The organism is Hartmannibacter diazotrophicus, from assembly GCF_900231165.1.
GTDB lineage: Bacteria > Pseudomonadota > Alphaproteobacteria > Rhizobiales > Pleomorphomonadaceae > Hartmannibacter > Hartmannibacter diazotrophicus.
In genome coordinates this window covers 2,892,982-2,913,297 of record NZ_LT960614.1, presented here as the reverse complement: position 1 = coordinate 2,913,297, position 20,316 = coordinate 2,892,982, and the positions used below count along the sequence as shown (strand labels likewise).

The 20,316-nt window shown below is 65.7% G+C and carries 15 protein-coding genes and 1 pseudogene; 6 read left to right on the top strand and 10 right to left on the bottom strand.

Translation table 11 applies throughout. The annotated features are described in order from the left end of the window. Positions 1-72: 72 nt before the first annotated feature. The 7 genes and pseudogenes from HDIA_RS13650 to dgcN form a co-directional block, all read right to left on the bottom strand. Positions 73-1,080, bottom strand: a pseudogene (locus HDIA_RS13650) (glycosyltransferase family 4 protein); the annotation flags it as partial. Then, positions 1,077-1,883, bottom strand: a complete 807-nt coding sequence (locus tag HDIA_RS13645) for a UDP-2,3-diacylglucosamine diphosphatase (RefSeq protein WP_099556666.1) — start codon at positions 1,881-1,883, stop codon at positions 1,077-1,079. The gene HDIA_RS13645 and the pseudogene HDIA_RS13650, both read right to left, overlap by 4 nt. A 198-nt stretch (positions 1,884-2,081) precedes the next feature. After that, the gene (locus HDIA_RS13640; RefSeq protein WP_099556665.1) at positions 2,082-2,378 is read right to left on the bottom strand and encodes an AzlD family protein; all 297 of its coding nucleotides are present in this window, start codon (positions 2,376-2,378) and stop codon (positions 2,082-2,084) included. After that, positions 2,375-3,088 carry an AzlC family ABC transporter permease gene (locus tag HDIA_RS13635; RefSeq protein WP_099556664.1) on the bottom strand — a complete coding sequence of 238 codons (714 nt, stop codon included), beginning with the start codon at positions 3,086-3,088 and terminating at the stop codon, positions 2,375-2,377. Before HDIA_RS13635 ends, HDIA_RS13640 begins: the two co-directional genes overlap by 4 nt. A gap of 71 nt (positions 3,089-3,159) precedes the next feature. Further along, the gene (locus HDIA_RS13630; protein ID WP_162292646.1) at positions 3,160-3,978 is read right to left on the bottom strand and encodes an AraC family transcriptional regulator; all 819 of its coding nucleotides are present in this window, start codon (positions 3,976-3,978) and stop codon (positions 3,160-3,162) included. 68 nt (positions 3,979-4,046) lie between these two features. Continuing rightward, on the bottom strand, positions 4,047-5,036 hold the full coding sequence (gene dgcA, locus HDIA_RS13625) for an N-acetyl-D-Glu racemase DgcA (protein WP_099556662.1): 990 nt from the start codon (positions 5,034-5,036) through the stop codon (positions 4,047-4,049). Next, entirely contained in the window at positions 5,033-6,046 is a 1,014-nt protein-coding gene (gene dgcN / locus HDIA_RS13620; RefSeq protein WP_099556661.1) for an N-acetyltransferase DgcN, read from the bottom strand. Before dgcN ends, dgcA begins: the two co-directional genes overlap by 4 nt. 313 nt (positions 6,047-6,359) lie before the next feature. On the opposite strand from dgcN, the gene HDIA_RS13615 reads away from it, so the two are divergent. The 4 genes from HDIA_RS13615 to HDIA_RS13600 all read left to right on the top strand — a co-directional run bounded on the left by HDIA_RS13615 (position 6,360) and on the right by HDIA_RS13600 (position 10,928). Next, positions 6,360-7,523, top strand: a complete 1,164-nt coding sequence (locus tag HDIA_RS13615) for an ABC transporter permease (protein WP_099556660.1) — start codon at positions 6,360-6,362, stop codon at positions 7,521-7,523. Between the two features lie 2 nt (positions 7,524-7,525). After that, positions 7,526-8,353 (top strand): ABC transporter ATP-binding protein, encoded by an 828-nt coding sequence (locus HDIA_RS13610; protein ID WP_099556659.1) that lies wholly within the window; start codon positions 7,526-7,528, stop codon positions 8,351-8,353. Continuing rightward, the gene (locus tag HDIA_RS13605) at positions 8,353-10,017 is read left to right on the top strand and encodes an MCE family protein (RefSeq protein WP_099556658.1); all 1,665 of its coding nucleotides are present in this window, start codon (positions 8,353-8,355) and stop codon (positions 10,015-10,017) included. The genes HDIA_RS13610 and HDIA_RS13605 overlap by 1 nt, the downstream gene beginning before the upstream one ends. Positions 10,018-10,277: 260 nt before the next feature. Continuing rightward, positions 10,278-10,928, top strand: coding sequence for an ABC-type transport auxiliary lipoprotein family protein (locus HDIA_RS13600; protein ID WP_157775625.1), 651 nt, complete (start codon positions 10,278-10,280; stop codon positions 10,926-10,928). A 152-nt stretch (positions 10,929-11,080) separates the two neighbouring features. Here the strand turns inward: HDIA_RS13600 and HDIA_RS13595 are convergent, their stop codons facing one another. After that, entirely contained in the window at positions 11,081-17,362 is a 6,282-nt protein-coding gene (locus HDIA_RS13595; RefSeq protein WP_162292645.1) for an apolipoprotein A1/A4/E family protein, read from the bottom strand. 705 nt (positions 17,363-18,067) lie between these two features. Here HDIA_RS13595 and HDIA_RS13590 point away from each other — a divergent pair. Both HDIA_RS13590 and HDIA_RS13585 read left to right on the top strand, forming a co-directional pair. After that, positions 18,068-18,391: an Hpt domain-containing protein gene (locus tag HDIA_RS13590; protein ID WP_099556655.1), complete on the top strand. Its 324-nt coding sequence runs from the start codon at positions 18,068-18,070 to the stop codon at positions 18,389-18,391. Between the two features lie 210 nt (positions 18,392-18,601). After that, positions 18,602-18,922, top strand: a complete 321-nt coding sequence (locus HDIA_RS13585) for a 2Fe-2S iron-sulfur cluster-binding protein (RefSeq protein WP_099556654.1) — start codon at positions 18,602-18,604, stop codon at positions 18,920-18,922. Positions 18,923-18,967: 45 nt separating this feature from the next. On the opposite strand, the gene HDIA_RS25675 is transcribed toward HDIA_RS13585, so the two are convergent. Together HDIA_RS25675 and HDIA_RS13580 are read right to left on the bottom strand one after the other, a co-directional pair. Then, positions 18,968-19,141, bottom strand: a complete 174-nt coding sequence (locus tag HDIA_RS25675; RefSeq protein ID WP_173796232.1) for a hypothetical protein — start codon at positions 19,139-19,141, stop codon at positions 18,968-18,970. 235 nt (positions 19,142-19,376) lie between these two features. Continuing rightward, positions 19,377-20,300 carry a bifunctional helix-turn-helix transcriptional regulator/GNAT family N-acetyltransferase gene (locus HDIA_RS13580; RefSeq protein WP_099556653.1) on the bottom strand — a complete coding sequence of 308 codons (924 nt, stop codon included), beginning with the start codon at positions 20,298-20,300 and terminating at the stop codon, positions 19,377-19,379. Positions 20,301-20,316: the final 16 nt, after the last annotated feature.

Below are 20,316 nucleotides of genomic sequence, written 5' to 3'. Positions count from 1 at the left end.
CGATGAACGGCGGGCACGGCGCAGTTGTCGTGCGCGCATTGTCCGTCAGGCGGGTGCCAAGGGTTGCCCGATCACCTCGCCGTTGGCAAGGCGGATATTGGTCAAAAACTGCAAGGCACTGGCGGGCCAGGAATAATTGAGCGCATGGTTGCGGCAGGCATCGCGCGAAATCTGCAGCGCCCCGAGCGCGGCGATCCTCAGATCCTCGTCGAGAACGCCGACCGGATGATCGCCGACAATGTCGATCGGCCCCATCACCGGATAGGCCGCGACCGGCACGCCGGAGGCGAGGGCTTCGAGCAGCACGTTGCCGAAGGTGTCGGTGCGGCTCGGGAAGACGAAGACGTCAGCTGCCGCGTAGTGGCGAGCGAGTTCCTCACCGAATTTCGCGCCGGTGAACACAACGTCGGGATAGCGTTTGCGCAGGCTTTCAAGCTGCGGTCCATCCCCGACCACGACCTTGGAACCCGGCAGGTCGAGATCCAGAAATGCGCCGATATTCTTTTCAACCGAGACGCGGCCGACGTTCATGAAGATTGGGCGCGGAAGGTTGAGGATGTCGTCCTCGCGCGGATGGAAGAGATCGGCATCGATCCCGCGCGACCAGCGCATCAGGTGCTTGAAACCGCGGGCGCTCAGTTCCTGCGCAAGGCTCTCGGTCGCGACCATGCAGCCGCCGCCGCGATTGTGAAACCGGCGAACGATGGCGTAGAGCCATTTTTCAGGGATCGGCAGGCGGGCGGACACGTATTCCGGAAAGCGGGTGTGGTAACTGGTGGTGTAGGGCAGGCCGTTGCGCCGGCACCAGCGCGCGGCCATCAGGCCGAGCGGTCCTTCCGTCGCGATGTGGACATAGGAGGGCTGGCCCTTCTCGATCTCGCGCGCGAAGTGACCGGGCAGCGTTAGCGACAGCCTGATCTCCGGATAGGTCGGACAGGGGATGGTCCTGAAGGAAGCGGGCGTCAGCATGGAGACATGCACGCCCATTTTCTCAAGCTCGGCGTTGGTGCGCTCGATCGAGCGCACGACGCCATTCACCTGGGGGTGCCAGGCGTCGGTCACGATGGTGATGCGGGTCATGCAGCGGCCTGCACCTGCGCGGCAGATTGCTTGGCCGCCTGCACCTCGCCAAGCTGTGTCCAGCGGATGATCTCCAGCCGGCCGTCGTGATGCTCGGCGAGCGCCGTGCAGCTTTCGACCCAGTCTCCGGTGTTGAGATACTCGATGCCGTCGATCATGCGCTGGGCGGCGTGGTGGATGTGCCCGCAGACGACGCCGTCGGCGCCGAGGCGGCGGGCCTCACCCGACAACGCCTGCTCGAAGGCGCCAATGAAGTTGACTGCGTTCTTGACTTTGAGCTTCGCCCAGGCCGACAGCGACCAGTAGGGGAAGCCAAGCTTGCGGCGGACCTTGTTCAGGGCCGTGTTGAGGTTGAGCGCCGTCACGTAGGCCCAGTCGCCGAAGAAGGCGAGCCACTTGGCATGGCGGACCACGACGTCGAACTGGTCGCCGTGGATGATCAGCAGGCGCCGACCGTCTGCCGTTTCGTGGATCGCGGTGTCCGCCACCTCGACGCCGCCGAAATGGGTGCCGATATAGTCGCGCAGGAACTCGTCGTGATTGCCCGGCGTATAGATGATGCGGGCGCCCTTGCGGCCCTTGCGCAGCATCTTCTGGACGACGTCGTTGTGAGCCTGGCTCCAGTACCAGGCGCGCTTCAGCCGCCAACCGTCAACGATGTCGCCGACGAGGTAGATGGTCTCGGCATCGTGGAAGCGCATGAAGTCGAGCAGCAGCTCGGCCTGGCAGCCACGGGTTCCGAGATGAATATCGGAAAGAAAAAGCGCCCTGAAATGGCGCGGTTCAGGCGTTGTCGAGCTCATCGGCGCCCCTTGGACGATCCCTCGTCAATAACTCGAACATGACGTTTTCATGTCGGTGAGGATTGACGCAGACGGGACCTTTGCTCCTTCAGAGGCGTACCGCCTGCATTTGCTGGGGGCAGTAAAGGCGATTCCGGCTTCAGAATTATGACAGTGAAAAACTTGTTCCGTCCAAGGGTTGCCGATCGCGGGGGGAGGCTATCCGAGAGCCGCGCGCAGGATGATGACAACGGCCACGCTCATCGCGATCACACCGAGAAGCTGCAGCCGGCGGACGAGCAGGATGGCCGTCAGCGCCGCCGCGATTTCGGCCGGCCCCGCCGTGGCGCTTGGCGCGATGACGGCGACGAGGACGGCGATTGGCAAGGCGTCGAGCGCCGCGCGGCTGCGTCCGCCGGCAGGAATGCGCGAGGCGAGCCAGAGGCCGCTGACCCGCGTGAAATAGGTCGCCGCCGCCATCAGCAGGATCGCCGAGAGGGTGGGCAGATCGATCATGCGGCGTCCTGCCTTGCTGTAATGGCCGCCATCGCGACGCCGGCAAGCGCGCCGGCGACGACGAACCAAGCGCCTTCAACCAGGGTATGGACGGCGATCGCGACAATGGCGCTGGTGGCCGCCACGAGGGCGCTGCCGCGCCCTTTCCAGAAACCGGCGACCAGACCGATGAAGACGGCGGTGAAGGCGAAGTCGAAGCCGAAGGCGCGCGGATCGGCGATGAGCGAGCCGAGAGCAGCGCCCGCCATGGTGAGCAGCACCCATGCGCCGTAGAGCGGCGCGGCGAGGCCGAAATAATAGGCCGGCGTCAGGCGTTGCCGGGTCGCATGCTGTTCGGCGAGTGCCCAGATCTCGTCGGCCAGGAAGAAGACCTTCAGGTAGCGCAGCCACTTCGGTACGTGGTTCATCTTGCCGCTCAGCGAGGCCGACATCAGCACATGACGCAGGTTGATGAGGAGGGCGGCAAGGCCAAGCGAGAGGACCGGCACCGGCTCGCGCCAGAGGTCGATGGCCAGGAACTGTGAGCTGCCGGCAAAGACGATTGCGCTCATCAGCCCGATCTCGACGACGGAAAGGCCCTTGGCCGCGCCGTTGGCGCCGAGGATCAGGGCGAAGGGGATGACGGCGACCGCAAGAGGGGCGACGGCGACGACGCCGCGCCGGAATTCGTCCAGTGCCGTGGCGCCGTGCTGGGAAACATGCGTGTTCATGGCGCTCGGAATAACGTGGCGGCGGTCCCGCGTTCTTGGATGAAATTGCGCTTCTTCCGACCCGTCGTCGTTCAGGCCCGCCGGAAGGCTCCGGGCGCGACGCCGACGCGGGCCTTGAAGCAGCGGTTCAGGTGGCTCTGGTCGAAGAAGCCGCAGGCGAGCGCGACGTCGGCGGGTGCATCGCCGCGTGCCAGCAGCGTCCGGGCAGCGCGAACGCGGCAATCCATCAGGAAGGCATGCGGGGTCAGGCCGGTCTCGCGCTTGAAGAGACGAATGAGATGATGGCGCGACAGGCCGGCGACATCGGCGATGGATGCCAAATCCGGATCGCGGTCGATGGAGGACTGGAGGAACTCCATGACCTTCGTCACCGCCCTGCCATGGGCGGCGAGAGCGGCCGGCACATGGTCGAGAATTGCATGGCGGCGGAGCAGGAGCGCGTAGACCGAGACGAGCGCTTCGTCGGCGGCGAGGGTGCTCGGGGCGGTTTCGAGCTGGAGATGGCAGCGCAGGAACAGCATTGCAGCCTCGTCGTCGCTCGCCGTTGCCTTCGGAAAATAGGGCGCACCGGCAGGCTCGCGGCCGGTGATTTCGGCTGCGATGGAGCGCAGCAGCGCGACGGACGGATAGGTTATGCGATAAGCGAAAACGTGGCCAGCGGGTTCGCCGTCGTGCACCTCGCCGGGATTGACGAAGCAGAGGTTTCCGGCCGCCGCGTAGTGGCGTTCGCCGCGCAAGGTGTAGGCCTCGCAGCCGTCGACGATAATGCCGACGACATAGGTGTCGTGGCTGTGCGGTTCGTAGCGATGCTTGCGGAAGGCGGCCGTCAGCCCCTCCAACGCGTCGTGGCGCTCGGCGCGGAAGAAGCGCGCACGATCCTTCTCGCCCATCCGGGAAAGATCCAGAGCCGAGGGTTGTTCGATCGAGTGCATGGCTTCAGGATAGTGCGAAACGGACGTCAGGCCCAGACGGTAGCCTGGGGCGGACGGATGATCGATCCCTCGAAGACGAGGCCCGGTTCACGGTCGCGGGCCAAAAGTAGCGGGCCGTCGAGGTCGACGAACTTTGCCTTTGCCGCAAGGAGCAGGGCCGGAGCCATGGCGAGCGAGGTCGCCACCATGCAGCCGACCATGATGGCAAGGCCCGCGTTTTCGGCGGCGCTTGCCATCTTCAATGCCTCGGTGATGCCTCCGGTCTTGTCGAGCTTGATGTTGACCGCGTCGTAGAGCTTCGCGAGCCGGGGAATGTTGGTGGCGATGTGGGCGCTTTCGTCGGCGCAGACGGGCACGAGGTGAGGCAGGTCGGCGAGCGCCGCGTCATCCGATTCTGGCAGGGGCTGCTCGACCAGCGCGACACGGTGATGGGCGCAGGCCCGCATGCGGCTTTCGAAGATGTCCGGCGTCCAGCCTTCGTTGGCGTCGATGATGAGGGCGGCGTCGGGCGCGCCGATACGGACGGCGGCGAGGCGTTCCTCATCCTCCGCGCCGCCGCCGAGCTTGATCTTGAGCAGCGGCCGGGCCGCGTTGACCCGCGCGGCGGCCTCCATGTTCTCGGGCGTGTCGAGGCTGAGCGTGAAGGCGGTCGTGACAGGCTGGAGCGGCGGCAGACCGGCCAGTTCGGCCGCCGTCAGGCCTTTCTGGCGCGCCTCGAGGGCGAAGAGCGCGCAATCAAGGGCATTGCGCGCCGCGCCGGGTTTCATACGTTCTTGCAGGTCGGCCCGGGTGAGGACGGCCCCGACGTCGGTTGTCATCGCGGTGATCTCGGCCATGACACCATCGACGGTCTCGCCATAGCGGGTATAGGGGACGCATTCGCCCCGTCCGGCAAGACCGTTTTCGTCGCGGACAGTTGCGACGACGACGTGGGCCTCGGTCTTGGAGCCGCGCGAGATGGTGAAGCGCCCGGCGATCGGCCAGCGTTCGTCGGTCACCGTCAGCGTCTGGCTCACACCGGGAACTCCATCCGGAGATGGTCGACGATGGGGGCGACGCCGAAGCGGACCGGGTCGGTCACCGGCAACTCGTATTCCTCCGCCGTTTCGCTCAGGAGGGCGCGTGCTTCGTCTTCCTCGATCAGAGCTGCGGTGTTGATGCAGATGCCGACGCAGCGAATGTCCGGGTTGGTCAGCCGGCCGCAGGCGCGCGTGAGATCGATGACCTGGCCGATGGTCGGCAGCGGGTGGCCAACGCCGCGCATCGTGGTGCGGGTCGGCTCGTGGCAGACGACGAAGGCGTCGGGCTGGGCGCCATGAAGCAGCCCGAGGGTGACGCCGGCAAAGGAGGGGTGGAAGAGCGATCCCTGGCCCTCGACCACGTCCCAGTGGTCGGGCTGGTTTTCCGGGGTCAGCCATTCGGCGGCGCCGGAGATGAAATCGGCGACGACGGCATCGAGCGCCACGCCCCGCCCGGAGATGAAGACGCCGGTCTGGCCGGTGGCGCGGAATTCCGCGTTCATGCCGCGCGAGCGCATTTCCGCCTCCAGCGCCAGCGCCGAGTATTTCTTGCCGACCGAACAGTCGGTTCCAACGGTCAGCAGACGCCGGCCCGGACGGCGCGTGCCCTTGCCGGTCGCAAAGGACATCGTCGAATGGCGAACGTCGTGCAGGCGCGCGCCATGGCGTTCGGCCGCATCGCGGATCGCGGGGACATCGCCAAGGCGCATGTGCAGGCCGCTAGCGATATCGAGGCCCGCCTTGATGGCGTCCACGATGCTGTCGATCCAGTGGTCGGGCAGGACGCCGCCGGCGTTGACGACGCCGATGACCATGGTCTTGGCGCCCATCTCGGCCGCCTCCGCGATCGACAGATCGTCGATCTTGGCATCGGCCATGCAGCCGGGCAGGCGGTATTGGCCAAGGCACCAGTCGCGGCGCCAGTCGACGATGCCGAGACCTGTCTTGGCGGCAAGCGAATCCTTCACGTCGCCGAGGAACAACAGATAGGGGCGCTTGATTTCCATTCGGGCCAACCTCACTCGGGACAAGACCATCGGCTCGCAAGGCCGCTGCCGGCGCCGGGGCCGGCAAGGCGGCGCCGAGTATTGGCGGCATCCGGTCTCAACGCAAGGCGCTCGTTGGGCGCCGGTGCTGCCGGGCAGGGCATCGTCGCCCGGCGTGAAAGCTGATCGGCCCATCGGGAAATGGCTGAATTCGGACGTCAGCGATGCAAAAAAGAAACAACCAGCCGGCGGTCGCTCGTATATAGGGTAAGGGAACGCAGGGCCGATGAATCGTTCGGGCCGTCGGATCACACGAGGCTCAGACAGGCGGAGCATGAGCGTCGAAGCAAGTGACAGCGTTGGAGAGCATGCGGCCGGCGAAATCGCCGCCGTCGAGACGCCGGGCCGCCTGGTCTTTTCAGGCGAATGGACCATCTCGACCGCGCGCAAACTCGAGGAACCGCTTGACGAGGCACTGCCGAAGGACAGCGGCGAGACAGCGGTCCTCGTCATTGACGGCAGCGGCATCAAGCGCATGGACACGGCCGGCGCCTGGCTGATCGAAAACGCGCGGCGCACCTGCAATATGCGGTCGATCGACGTTCAGCTGGTCGGTTTCGATCCCGAGGACACGATCCTCCTTCAGACGGTTTCCAAGCTGCTTCTCGATGTGCCGAAGGAGCCGGAAGAGAAGCCGCTCCTTCGCCGCTGGCTCGAGGCGGTGGGACACGAGGTCGTCGATCTCGGCTACGACGTCATCGCCGTTCTCTCGCTCTTCGGTGAAATGGTCGCGGGGATCGGCCAGATTATCACACGCAAACAGCCGATGCGCTGGGCGGCCTTTTTCACCCAGATGGATCGCGTCGGCCTGAAAGCGATCCCGATCATCGCGCTGATGAGCTTCCTGATCGGCATGATCATCGCCCAGCAGGGCGGTTTCTATCTGCGCACCTTCGGCGCGGAAGTCTATGTGATCGCGCTCGTCGGCGTGCTCGTCTGCCGCGAGATCGGCGTTCTCCTCACCGCGATCATGATCGCGGGCCGTTCGGGCAGCGCGATGACGGCCGAAATCGGCTCGATGAAGATGCGCGAGGAGATTGACGCGCTCACCGTACTCGGCGTTTCTCCGACCTGCGTCCTGGTCGTTCCGCGCGTGATGGCGCTGGTGCTGACCCTGCCGCTGCTGACGGTCGTCTCCGATCTTTCCGCCATGGCCGGGGCGTGGATCGTGGTCGTCTTCTACATCGGGCTACCGACGGACACGTTCCTGCAACTGCTTCGCGAGGCCGTGACCGTCACCTATTTCCTGATCGGCGTCGTCAAGGCCCCGGTGATGGCGGCGACCATCGGCCTTGTCGCCTGCACGGAGGGTATGAAGGTTTCCGGCTCGGCCGAATCGCTCGGCCTGCATACGACGATTTCCGTGGTGAAGGGCATCTTCGCCGTGATCCTGATGGACGGCATCTTCGCCATCGTCCTCGCCTCGCTGGGGATATGACGATGACACAGGAGACAGAGACCATCGGGACCGACCGTCAGCCCCACCGCGAGGACCGCGAAGTTCTGATCCGGGGTCGCGGCATCACGGTCGGCTTCGGCGGGCCGCCGATCCTGGAAAACCTCGATATCGATGTCTACCGCGGCGAGATCCTCGGCGTCGTCGGCGGATCGGGCACCGGCAAATCGGTCCTCTTGCGCACGATCATCGGGCTCAACCGCCGTCAGGCGGGCAAGGTGGAGCTTTTCGGGCGGGACCTCGACGCGGCCAGTTCGGCCGAGCGGGTGCGCATCGGCAGGCGTCTCGGTGTGCTGTTCCAGCAGGGGGCGTTGTTTTCCTCGCTGACGGTGCTGCAGAATGTCTCCGTGCCGATCCGCGAGCATATCGACGTGAGCGCAAAGCTGCGCGATGAGCTGGCACGGCTGAAGCTGGAGCTGGTCGGCCTGCCGCCGAATGCGGCCGCGAAATATCCTTCCGAGCTTTCAGGTGGCATGATCAAGCGCGTGGCGCTGGCGCGCGCGCTGATTCTCGATCCCGACGTGGTGTTCCTGGACGAACCCACAGCCGGGCTCGACCCCATCGGCGCGGCCGACTTCGATTCCCTGATTATCTCCCTGCGCGAGACGCTCGGCATCACGGTCTTCATGGTCACACACGATCTCGACAGCCTCGTCACGATCACGGACCGCATTGCGGTGCTCGGCAATCGCAAGGTTCTGGTGGACGGGACGTTCCAGTCGCTGCGGCATGTGGATCACCCCTGGATCCAGGACTATTTCAACGGCGAACGCGCCCGCCACTTTGACTTCGACCGGATGGAGCCCGCCTGATGGAATCCCGAGCGAACTACGCCATGATCGGATCGCTTGTGCTGCTGCTGGTGGCGATCGGCGTCGGATTCGTGCTGTGGCTGACGAATGCCGGAGAGCAGGCAAGACGCGTCGAGATGCGGGTGGTCTTCAATGGCGCGGTCAACGGCCTGACGACCGGCTCGCCCGTGCTCTTCAACGGCATCCGGATCGGCGAGGTGAAGGACCTGCAGCTGGACCAGGAGGCGCCGAGCACGGTGATCGCCATCATCAGCGTCGACCGGACGAAGCCGATCCGCACGGACACCAAGGCCGTCCTCACCTACCAGGGCTTCACGGGCATCGCCAACCTTCAGCTGGAAGGCGGCTCGCGCAATGCGCCGCTGCTGATCGACAGCGTCGATCCCAATGACGGCATGCCGACGATCCAGGCCGAGGTCTCGCCCTTCCAGGACATCATCGAGAGCGCGCGCAACGTTCTGTCGCGGGCCGACAGCGCCATGGGCGCGATCGACGACTTCATCTCCGACAACGGACCGGCCTTCGGGCGGACGGTGAACAACGTGGAGACCTTCTCCAAGGCGCTGGCGGACAATTCGGGCGGTGTCGGGGATCTGCTGCAGAACCTTTCCGACATGTCGAAGACGGTCGGCGAGGTCTCGGGGAGCCTCAAGGGATCGGCCACGCGGCTAGAGGAGATCCTGAAGTCGGTCAATCCCGACGAGGTGCAGGACATGGTCGCCAATCTCGACAAGTCCTCGCAGCGACTGAGTTCCATCATCGAGCGGGCAGGCACCATCGCTGACGGCATCAATCCGGAAGACATCAACGGCGCCATCAACAATGTCGCCGATGCGGCCGAGAAGCTCAACACGCTGGTCGAGCACGCCGACACGCTGGTTGCCTCCGTCGATCCGAAGACGGTCACCGGCCTTGTCGACAGCGCCCGCTCGGCGGTCGATCGCATCGGAACGCTGACGGACGAGGCCCGCAACCTGCTTGCGGCGGTCGACCGCGACAAGGTGAGCCAGATTGTCGATCAGGTCGATACCGCGACGCGGGCGATTTCGGATGTCTCGACAACCTTCGGCCCAATCGTGGCCGACGCGAAGGACACCATCGGTCAGGTCGGCGAGATCGTGAAGGCGGTCGAGCCCGACAAGGTGCGCTCGTCGATCGACAATGTGAACAGCTTCACGGCGAAGCTGGCGGGCAGCGGCGACAGCATCGACCAGATCGTCGCGGACGCCAAATCCGCCTCGGCCAGCCTCAAGCAGCTTGGCGACACGATCGACAAGCACCAGGGCGACGTCGACCAGACCATCACCAATGTCCGTGACCTTTCCGAGCAGCTCAACGGTGTGGCCAAGCGGGCCGACAGCCTTCTGGTCAAGCTCGGCGACTATGTCGAGGGCACCGACAGCCAGGGTCTGATCACGGAGGCGACCGAAGCGGCGAAGTCCATCCGCGAGGTCGCCGACACGATCAACAAGAGCATCGGGCCGATCACGAGCAACGTGACGAAATTCTCCGATCGTGGGCTTGGCAGCTTCACGCAGCTTGCCATCGACGGCCAGAATGCGCTGGCCCGCCTCAACCGGGTTCTCAGCAGCGTGGAGCGTGATCCGCAGCAATTCATCTTCGGATCGCCGGGCGTGCCGGAATATGCGCCGAGGCGCCGCTGACGCGATTTCTGCTTTTCCGTGGCTGGTGTTGCAGCGATGAGACGGCGCGGATACCGCGGTTCGTACTAACGTTAAGCCGAACCAGGCCTTCGACGATGCGTTTGTTACAGACATGCGGCTGGGTTGGATGCATGAAAGCGGCGCGAGGTCGCGGAAGGAGGCTCTTCCGCAGCGCTGGCTTTGGCTGACTGGCCATGAGGTGTTCGGGAATTTCGATCGGATCGCGCCACCATCGGTGCGATCGAGCAGGACGGTGCGGTATGAGTGATGCAGTAGGGCGTGCGAGCCGATTGCCGCGCGGATTTGGCAAAGGACAGGGCCGATGGCTCGTCCTCTTCGGCTGTGCCTTGGGGCTTGCCGGATGTTCGGCGCTTGGCGCCACTGCGCCGGCTCCGTCCATTTTCGATCTGACGCTGGCCAGCCTGCCGCAGGCCTCAAGCTACACAGGGCGCACAGGCGCTCAGCTTCTTGTCCCGAAGCCGACGGCGGTCTCCGCGCTGGATACCTCGCGCATCGTCGTCAATCCGGCTGTCGGCGAGATCGAATACCTGAAGGGCGCGCAGTGGAGCGACGACCTTCCGAGCCTCGTTCAGATGAAGGTCGTGCGCGCCTTCGAGGACAGCGGGCGCATGCGGGCTGTCGGCCGGCCCGGTGAGAGCCTTGCCATCGACTATCAGGTGATCGTCGACATCCGGCGCTTCGCGTATCTCACCTCGCCGCGACGGATGGTTCTGGTGGAGTTCGGCGTCAAGCTGCTCAACGACCGCACTGGCAAGGTTCTGGCGACCAAGGTCTTCGAAGCGGAGGCGCCGGTCGGCGTGGACCGTGCGGGAACGGTGGTGACCGCCTTCGATGCCGCAGCCTCGAAGGCCGTCGGCGAAATGGTCGAGTGGACCCTCCAGACACTCTGACGCACACCGCTTCTCCTCAGAGAGCATGAATTCAAAAGGAAGGGGCGCCCCGCATCATGTGGGGCGCCCCTTCCTGCATTTCGTCTCTGTTCCTTGACCGGCGTGCGCTGATGCGGGTTCACATGAGCGCACGCGACGTCAGGAGTTGCCGGTCAGCCGAGCTTGCCGCTCGCGTGGGCCAGCATCGTGTAGATCTTGCCGGTATCGGACAGGAGCGTCGACTGCACCGCGCCTTCGCCGTCCTTGCTCGCCCGGTCGGCGAGCATGGCCTGGAACTGGGCGACATAGCGGTCCACGGCCTTGCGGAATTCACCGTCGCGCTGATACCGGCGGCGAATTTCGTCGAAGGTGTTCTGACCCTGCAGCGTATAGAGGCGGCGGGTGAAGACATTGGATTCGCCGCGGCGATAGCGCTGCCAAAGCTCGACGAAGGTCGACTGGTCGATGGCCCGGGTGATGTCGCCCGAGAGCGCACTCAGGGGTTCCATGACCTTCGCGGTCTCGCGCTCCAATTCGCCTGTCGTCCCGGCCGCGTCCTCTTCTTCATCGGACACGCGGCGCAGAAGATCGGCGATCCAACCGCGCTCGCCCTTTTCACCCGCACGGGCGGGTTCCTGTGCTCTTGCGGCCGGCTGCTGAGCCGGTGCCGGCGGGGGCGGCGGCGGCGCAACGGCCACGGGCTGGGCCAAGGCCGCCGGTGCCGGACGCTGCGACGGGGCAGGGTTCTGGACGCTCTGCGGGCGGGCGGCACGCGCGGAGGCGTTGCCGTTGACCGCCACGCGCGGCTCCAGTCCGGACTGGCGCTGGACGATGTCGGAAAGCTCGTTGAGCGCGCGAAGCTGCTCGTTCACGACCCGCCGCATCGCCGCCGTCGACTCCTGCGTCTCCTGAGGCAACGCATCGATGCCGCTACGGATTTCGTTGCGGATGTCGTCGAGCTGGCCCTTCACCTCGCGTGAGGCGTCACGCATGGCGCGGGCCGCCACGGCGAAACGCTCCACGGCGTCGTCGATGGCATTGCCAATGTCCGCGACGATCTCGGCCTGAATGCCCTTCACGGCCTCCTGCGTCTTGTCGCTTTCAAGCTGCGCCGTGACGCTGAGCGACTTCAACTGCTCGGAAATCGCCGAGGTCGCGCTGTCGGCGGAACGGGCGAGGGCATGGCCGACCTCGCGGGTGCGCCGGTCTGCCGTCGTCAGCGTGTCGTTGATGAGGGTCGTGAAGCCCTCCATCGACTGGCCGATGGCGTTGGCGGTCTCGGAAAGCTGGGCCGCCGCTGCCGCAAGCGCTGCCTGCTTCTCACCGACAGTGCCCTCCATCTGCGTGCTCGATTCGGCGAGCGCGCGACCGGCGTTCATGACCTGACGGGCCTGCGTCTCGAAGCGGCCGGTGATCTCGCTGATGTTGGCGAGCACGCCGTCGGAGATGCCCTTCAGGCTTTCGATATTCGCCGCGATCAGGTGCGAGCCTTCCGCCGTGTCCTCGACGACGCGGTCGAGGATGGTGCGGAACTCGCCGGTCTGGCGGGCAAGACCCTGCTCGATGCGGTTGAGGTTGCCTGTCGCACGGTCGAGAACGGTTCCAAGCGTGCTGCTGGTCTCGTCGATCCGGCCGAGCACGCCGACGAGTTCGTCGCCGATCTGGCCGTTGGCCGACTGGAGCGCCGTGATGATATCGCGGCTCTGCTTGTCGAGCGTGGCGAGAAGCGCGCGGGACGAGGAACTGATCGCCTGGGCGGCCTTCGTGCCGTTTTCCGAGATGGCGTCGGTCGCGGCGGTGGAGGAGTTCTCGATGCCGGACACGAGGCGCTCGCCGACGAGGCGCATGCGGCTCTCAAGCTCGTTGCCGCGGCTCTCGATTGTGCCGGAGATGGCCTGCACGCTGGCGACGACCGCATCGGCGATGTCGCCGCCCTGGCCATCGAGAACCTCGCGCAGTTCCGCGATCCGATCGGACAGCAGGCTGGCGATCGACGCCGCGCGGACGTCGAATTCGCTCGCCGCCTGATCGGACTTCGATACCAGCGCCGTTTCAAGCTGCTGCACCGACTGCATCAGCCGCTCGGTGATGTTCTCGGTCGAGCCGAGCAGGTTGGAGCGGATGCGGTTGCTTTCCGTCGACAGGCGATCGGAGGCTTCCTCGACGGAGGCGACGAGAATGGCCCGGGCACGGTCGCTCTCGTCGGAAATGCGTCCGTTGAGCGCCTCGATCATCTCGAGGAGATCGACGCGAACCCGGCCGCTCTCGCCCGACAGGGCATCGGCGAGCTTGCCGGTCAGCTCCGTGAGCATGCGGCCGGTCTCTTCCCGTTCGGCAGCAAGCCGCGCTGCCGACTCGCCATAGGAGTCGAGCAGCAGCTGACGGGCGTGTTCGGCCTCGCTGGTGATGCGCCCGGAGATGGACGCCAGCATGGACTCGACCGACTGGCGAAGCTGCTCGGACTCGTCGCCGAGACCGTTGGCGAACATCGACAGCGCCTCGTTGAGCAGCGTGCGGACGTGCGTCGCTTCGGTGCTGACCGAACCCTGAAGCAGGTTGGAGGCTGTTTCCAGAGCCTCGCGGGCTTCGATCGCCTCCTGGCCGATGCGGCCGGATGCACGATCGAGGATGCCGGTGACCTGCTCGGCGGCAGCAAGGAAGCGGCGGTGCGCTTCGGTGCTTTCGTCCGAAAGGCGCGTGCCGATGTCGCTGGCCGCGGAGGTCAGCAGGGCCTGGCTCTGCTCGGTCTGCTGGCTGATCGAGGTGACGAAGTGGTTCAGGCTGCCTTCCAGATCGTCGCGCACCCGTCCAATCTCGCCGCCGATGGTCTGGCTGACGGTGTTGGAGAGAGCCTCCAGGATGGCGCGGCTGCGGTCGGTCTCGCTGGCAAGGCGCGTGGCGGCCGTGTCGACGGAGCCGACCAGATCCTCGCGGACGCGGCCGCTCTCGCGCTCCAGCAGCGCGGCTGCTTCCAGCATGGCCTGGGCCAGCTGCTCGCGGGCGGTTTCCGTCTGGCTCGACAGCGTCTCGCTGATGGTCGACAGGCGCTCGGTCAGCGTCTGCTCGATCGTTGCCGCGCGGCTGTCCAGCGTTTCGGCAACCTCGAAGACCTTGGAGCCGAGCGACACGTTGATGTCGCTGACCCGATCGGCCAGCGTGTCGGCGAATTCGTCGGTCTTGGACTTGAGGGACTGGGCCACGATCTCGATGCGGCCCTCGATGGCCTCCACCATCTCGCTCTGGCCGGCCGAGAAGGCCTGGGCGAGCTCGCGGGTGCGGCTGAGCAGCGTCTCGGTGATCTGGCGGGCGCGGGTATCGAGAGCGTGGTCGATGGCCGCGGTGCGCTGTTCCAGTTCCGTGGTGAGCGCGTCGCCCTTCGTGGCGATCGAACCTGTCGCCTCTTCCAGATGGCGCACGATGCGGCCGTCGAGGTCGACGAGGCGCTCGCTGAGCGTTTCGGTGAAGAGCCCGGTGCGGGTGTCGAAGGCGCCGAGGATCTCTCCCGACTTGCTGTCGAGGATCTCGGCGATGGTCTCGGCGCGGCCCTGCAGAAGCTGTTCCAGATTGTCGACATTGCCGCCAAGGGCCGCGTCGATGCGGGCGGAGCCGCTTTCGATCGCTTCCTGGATGGCGCGCGTACGGGTCGTCAGGGCGAGCTCGAAGCTGGTGACGCGCTCGTCGAGCGTCTGGTCGATCTCGCCGGTCCGGGCGACAAGACTGTCGACGAGGGCGGCGGCGCGGCCATTGACGATCTCGTCGAGGCTGCGGATGCGGTCCTCGAAGCTGGAGGAGAGGGCGTCGGAGCGGTCATCCAGCAGCGAGACGAGCTGGTTGCCGGTGATGGTGATCGTTTCGGTGACCTTCTGGCCGCGGGCGTTGATGGCGCGGGCGATCTCGGCGCCGATCATCGAGAGCTTCTCGGTGAAGTCGCCGCCGGAATCCCTGAGGCTTGCCTCGATGGTGTCGGTCGCTTCCGTCACGATATGGCGAATGGCCTCGCCGCGCTCGTTGAGCGCCGCGACGATCCGCTCGGCCGACTCGGTCAGGCCCTCGACCATCGTGCTGCCGTTGCCCGACATGGCCTTGCGGATTTCCTCGCTGACGGCCGTGAGCTGGCCGACCAGTTCGGTCGCGCGTCCCGAGACATCGCCGGTGAGCTGCGCGCCGGCCCTGTCGAGGCGCTCGACGATGTCGCTGCCGCGGATGTCGAAGTCGAAGAGGAGGGTGTCGACGGTCTGGCGCAGCGAGCCGTCAAGCTCACCGATGCGGTTGCCGAGCGCCTCGACGACGGCCGTGTTGGCCTCGTTGATGTGATCGGAGACCTGGCGGCCGTTGTCGATGATGGCCGCGGTCAGCTCGTCGGCGCGGACGGAGATCGTCTCGACGAACTGGGCGCTGGAGGTGTTCATCGCCTCCGTGACGCTGCGGCCGCCGTCGCCGACGACGGATTCGATACGGTCGACCGAGCTGGCGATCGTCTCCGAAAGCTGGCCGGTGCGATCCTCCATCGTCTTTTCGAAATGGTCGGTGCGTTCCTCGATGGCGACGATGATGGCGTTGGAGCGGTCGGCCAGAAGGCGGGACAGCTCCTCCGTGCGCTCGTTCAGCGCCTGGGCGATCATGCCGCTGCGCGTCACCATCGCCATTTCCATTTCGGTGGTCTTGTCGGTCAGCGCCTCGGTGATGGCATCGCGGCCGCTGCCGAGTGCCTCGGCCAGGTTGACGACGCGGCTGTCGATGGCGCTTGCCACCTCGTCCGACCGGGCTCCGAGAACCTGATCCAGGCGACCGATGCCGAGCGCAAGTGCGGTCTCGATCTCGACCGAATGGCCAGAGAGCGATTCCTGCAGGCCGGAGACGCTGGAGGTGAGAACCTCGGTGAGTTCGCTGGTGCGGCCCTCGAACATCTCGCGCAGTTCGCTTGTGCGGGCTGCAAGATGCTCGTCCAGAAGGCTGGCCTTGCCCTCAAGCGTCTGCTGCAGCTCGCCGGTGCGGGCCGTGAGCGCCTCTTCCAGCGCGGAGGTGCGCCCGACGATGGTCTCTTCCAGTTCGCCGGTGCGGGCGGCGATGGTCGTCGCCAGTTCGCTGGTGCGGTTGCCGAGGGTCTCGTCGAGAGAGCGCGAGCCGTCGGAGAGGGCGCTCTTCAGTTCGCTGGTGCGGTTGACGAGGGCCAGCCGCAGTTCGGCGGTCTGGTCGCCGATGAGGTCGGAGAGTTCGCGACCCTGGACGCCGACGGTCGAAATGAGCGCTTCGCCCTGCGTCTTGAACTGCTCGGAAATCTCGTTGCCGGTGGCCGCCAGACGGTCGTTGATCTGGGCGGCGCGCATGTCCAGCTCCAGGATCGTCTCGTTGCCGACGGAGCCGAGATGCTCGGTGATCTCGCTTCCGGCCGCCTTCAGCGCCTCGGTCACGCGGTTGCCTTCGCCGGCGAAGTGCGCGGTGGTCTCGTCGGCGATACGGCTGAGCGCGATCGTCATGTCGGCGCTGCTGTTCTGCATGCGGCTGACGAATTCGTCGCCGCGCTCGGAGACGATCGTCGTCAGGTTGCGGCCGGCGGACTCGAAGGCCATCGTCAGCTGCTCGGCCTTCTCGCCGAAGTTGCGGGTCAGTGCGCGGCCGGTCTCGTCGATCCGGCTGGTGAGGCCGTCACCGGCCGACTGAATCTCGCTGGCCAGCGACTCGTGGGCGCCGGCAATCGAGGCGCGGACGCGCTCGGCATTGGCGACGACGGATTCGCGCTGGTTGACGAGTTCCTCGATGAGGCTGCGAATGCGGATTTCATTTTCGGAGTAGGAGCGCTCCAGCGAGGCGACCTCGTTGTGGACCATCACCTCCAGCTCGCCGGCGCGGGCGAGGGCGCGTTCCACGCCGTCGCCCATGGCGGCCACCTCGCGGCGGATGGCCTGACCGACGCTCAGGACGGATTCGCGGGCGGTCTCCTCCGGCTCGGCAAGGCGAACCGCGACCTCGGCCATGGCGCGAGAGGTCAGGCGCATCTCCTGGGCGCGCCAGATCATCAGCGCCATGCTCCAGAAGAAGAAGAGCGGAACGATCGCAAGCGCGCCGAGGTTGAGCGCCGCCGGCTGGCGCAGCAGCGCCACGAACTCGGCAAAGCTGGACGCATGCAGATCGAAGGCGGCCGTCGCCGCGTAGGCGATCATCGCGAGCCAGAGTGCGGAAAGCGCGAGCGTGACCCAGAAGATGCCACCCGAGGGGCGGCGCTGGATCTGGTAGAGAATGTGCCCGATCGTGCGGCGGTCATCATTGGCCGCGGTCTTGGGGCGGGTGCGCGTTGCCCTCGGACCGTTCCGGTCTTCCGGGTCCTTGGAGGGAGACTGCGATCCATCGGCGGGAATCTGCTGAAGTTCGTCGAGGGCGAGCTCGAGGCTCAGGGCTTCCTCGACGGCCGTCAGGGCCAGATCCGCCGCGTTGTTTGTCGTCTGCTTGTTCGCCATGAATCGCCTCGCGTCCGTACACCATACGAGACCGGCCGCATCTCCGTTTCCGGGCTGCCGTCGCTTCTCAACCTTGTCAACCTTGCAATCCGCGTGCCCCGGACCGACCTCGTGCGGGACTTCGCAGACGAAAATCCACCAACCGTTCCTTCGCCAGAGCGGGCCCGAAAGGGCGGAAATTGGCAGATTGTTCTCATATGCTTTTGGCACATAGACCGGAACGCCACAAGGAATGCGCCGCCCGCCGGCCGGTTTGTTAACAGCTCCCACGCGGGCCCGACCGCTACATCTAGTAGGTGAGGCCTCTTCGTGGGTGGGTGCCGAAGTATCCCCGAGCACCATCTTCGAGGTCGCCAGCCCAGCGAGAGAGCCGTTCCAGCGGTTGAAAGCGCACCGGCGACCGGGAAGGCCTCCAACGCGTCGAATTGTTGGAAATAACGTTAATTCAAGGCTTTATGGCCTTGATTTCCTTGTGGTGCGCTCATCTGCCGGCCGTTATGGCGATCTCGGCTCTCCTCGAAACACTGTCTCACGCGGTCCCGTGGCGGTTGCCCGCTGCCATTCTCCTAATTCACGTTAACCATATTTTCATGTTTTGTTGCATTTTGCGAGGGGAGAGTGGAGCCAGGACCCATCGCGAAAGCCGGCGCACAGCGGGCGCAGGCGAGCCGGATCGGGCGGTCGTACCACGAACTTGGAGACCTCATGGTGAACGCAGTCCCCGTCATCGATCTTGAGCATCTTGCCCGGCAAACCTTCGGCGACACGGCGCTGAGGAACTATGTGCTCGGCCTCTTCCTGTCCCAGAGCAAGGCTCTGATCGCCGAGGGAAGGGCCGATCCGTCGGCCCTCGGCCGCGTGGCGCACAAGCTCAGCGGTTCGGCGCGGGGCCTCGGTGTGGCGCGCGTCGCGGAGATGGCGGCGACGGTGGAAGCATTGGACCCGGACGCCCGTAAAGATGCCTTCGCGCGGCTGGCGGCGTGTGTCGACGAGGCCAACGCGGCCATCGAAGCGCTTCTCGCCTCTTGAAGGCAATGGCCGGGGCGAAAGCGAAGAAAGAGCGGCTTCACCGCCCGATTTCCAAAAATTGAGGCTTCATTGACCGCCGACGACTTGACGGCGGCGCGAGAGCGTTTATCTCGAAACCCGCCCGTAGAGTTGTTCCAATCCTCATGTCCGAGGCCGTTCACCCGGTCGGAACCGGCTCGTATCCTCTTCTGACGACACCGAAGGCGCCTGATGCCCAAGATCACCTACATTACCTTTGACGGCAACGAACACGTTATCGAGGCGCCGGTCGGCACCACCGTGATGGAAAACGCGATCAAGCATTCCGTTCCCGGCATCGAGGCCGAGTGCGGCGGCGCCTGCGCCTGCGCCACCTGCCACGTCTACGTGGACGACGCGTTCAAGGAGATCACGGGCGAACCGGAACCGATGGAAGAGGACATGCTGGACTTCGCCTTCGAGGTGCGTCCCAATTCGCGCCTGTCCTGCCAGATCAAGGTGACGCCCGAGATGGACGGCCTGATCGTCCGCATTCCCGAGCGCCAGGCCTGATCAACTCGCCCGGCGCCCGTGGTACCTGTCTTCGGAGGCGGCGGGTCAGGCGGCCTTGAGGGTGAGGCCGAGTTCCCGCGCCTTGGCTCGCACCGCCGTGACCGGGTGCTGAAGCTTCAGGCTGATCACTTCCGCCGTCGCGCCTTCCTCGGCGAGTTCCTTGAACTTGCGGACGCTATCCGGCGTCCAGCGCGGGGTCGTTTCAACTGGATCGCTCATGAGTCTTTCCTCCGTTGTCTTCTGGCCGACCTGACGGTGGAAGCGGGGCTCCCACGCGCAGCGCGGCCGTGCGTTTGAGCGAGGTGGCTGGACACGGACCGCGCCGGATGACGCGGCAACCGTCCGCCACCCTACAATCTAGGAAGACCACGCCCCGGGAACAACCGTTCCAGCCCCGGCAGCGACCGGCCGTCCGGCCAGTGCGAGCGCAAGTCCGGCATTCGCGCGGAAAACCTCAAAGGGGCAGGTGCCAGTATTGGCCCTTCATGGCCGGGCCGAAGTCGCTGTGCTCGCTCTCTTCGACAAGCGTGAAGCCGGCCCGTTCATAAAGACCGCGTGCCGTCGTCAGGGGATCGTTGGTCCAGAGCGTCAAGCGCTGGTAGCCATGCTCACGGCTGAAGCGGATGGCGGCGTCGACGAGTTGGCGACCAAGGCCCTGTCCGCGCGCGAAGGGCTCGACATAGAGCAGGCGCAGCTTCGCGGTGCCCGGATCGTCGCCCCTGACCACCATGACGGACCCGGCGTTGAGGCCGTTCTGTTCGGCGATCAAGGCAATCTCGCATGCAGGATCGAAGGCTTCGGCGAAGTCGGCAATGATCCGGGCCACAAGCGTCTCGAAGCGCGAATCCCAACCGAGTTCCTCGTGGTAGAAGCGTGCCTGCCGTTCCAGAATCCAGCCGAGATCGCCGATGCGATGCGGCCTCAGGAGGATCGGCGCCGGCGCCGATTCCGCGAAATGACGTGTGAGGCGGGCCATGGTGGCGACCGCCATGGTGCGGTCGTCGCGCGGCAGCGCCTGCAACAGACCGGCAGTCTTTTCGCGGGACTGGTCGCGCAGGTCGTCGGCGACCTTCTGGCCGGCCGGCGTCAGGGCGAGTTCCCGGCGGCGCGCGTCGGACGGAGACGCCGTCCTTGCCAGAATGCCCCTCTTTTCCAGAGACTTGATGGTGCGGCTCAGGTAGCCGGGATCAAGGCCGAGATCGCCGGAAAGGTCGGTGGCCGTCAGGTGTTCGCGGTTGGCCAGTTCGTAGATGATCCGCGCCTCGGCGAGGTTGTAGGGGCTTCCCAGGTGATGGTCGCCGATGACGTCGATCTGGCGCGTATAGGCGCGGTTGAAGGCGCGAACGGTTTCGACGGCGGCGGCAAGGTCTGGCTGCATTGCGAAGGCCCCATTC

What these genes read in the sequence shown, in the direction of transcription:
- HDIA_RS13645 (WP_099556666.1), bottom strand. Translation starts at nt 1,883, where the DNA reads ATGAGCTCGACAACGCCTGAACCGCGCCATTTCAGGGCGCTTTTTCTT.
- HDIA_RS13640 (WP_099556665.1), bottom strand. Translation starts at nt 2,378, where the DNA reads ATGATCGATCTGCCCACCCTCTCGGCGATCCTGCTGATGGCGGCGGCG.
- HDIA_RS13635 (WP_099556664.1), bottom strand. Translation starts at nt 3,088, where the DNA reads ATGAACACGCATGTTTCCCAGCACGGCGCCACGGCACTGGACGAATTC.
- HDIA_RS13630 (WP_162292646.1), bottom strand. Translation starts at nt 3,978, where the DNA reads ATGGGCGAGAAGGATCGTGCGCGCTTCTTCCGCGCCGAGCGCCACGAC.
- dgcN (WP_099556661.1), bottom strand. Translation starts at nt 6,046, where the DNA reads ATGGAAATCAAGCGCCCCTATCTGTTGTTCCTCGGCGACGTGAAGGAT.
- HDIA_RS13615 (WP_099556660.1), top strand. Translation starts at nt 6,360, where the DNA reads ATGAGCGTCGAAGCAAGTGACAGCGTTGGAGAGCATGCGGCCGGCGAA.
- HDIA_RS13610 (WP_099556659.1), top strand. Translation starts at nt 7,526, where the DNA reads ATGACACAGGAGACAGAGACCATCGGGACCGACCGTCAGCCCCACCGC.
- HDIA_RS13605 (WP_099556658.1), top strand. Translation starts at nt 8,353, where the DNA reads ATGGAATCCCGAGCGAACTACGCCATGATCGGATCGCTTGTGCTGCTG.
- HDIA_RS13600 (WP_157775625.1), top strand. Translation starts at nt 10,278, where the DNA reads ATGAGTGATGCAGTAGGGCGTGCGAGCCGATTGCCGCGCGGATTTGGC.
- HDIA_RS13595 (WP_162292645.1), bottom strand. Translation starts at nt 17,362, where the DNA reads ATGGCGAACAAGCAGACGACAAACAACGCGGCGGATCTGGCCCTGACG.
- HDIA_RS13590 (WP_099556655.1), top strand. Translation starts at nt 18,068, where the DNA reads ATGGTGAACGCAGTCCCCGTCATCGATCTTGAGCATCTTGCCCGGCAA.
- HDIA_RS13585 (WP_099556654.1), top strand. Translation starts at nt 18,602, where the DNA reads ATGCCCAAGATCACCTACATTACCTTTGACGGCAACGAACACGTTATC.
- HDIA_RS25675 (WP_173796232.1), bottom strand. Translation starts at nt 19,141, where the DNA reads ATGAGCGATCCAGTTGAAACGACCCCGCGCTGGACGCCGGATAGCGTC.
- HDIA_RS13580 (WP_099556653.1), bottom strand. Translation starts at nt 20,300, where the DNA reads ATGCAGCCAGACCTTGCCGCCGCCGTCGAAACCGTTCGCGCCTTCAAC.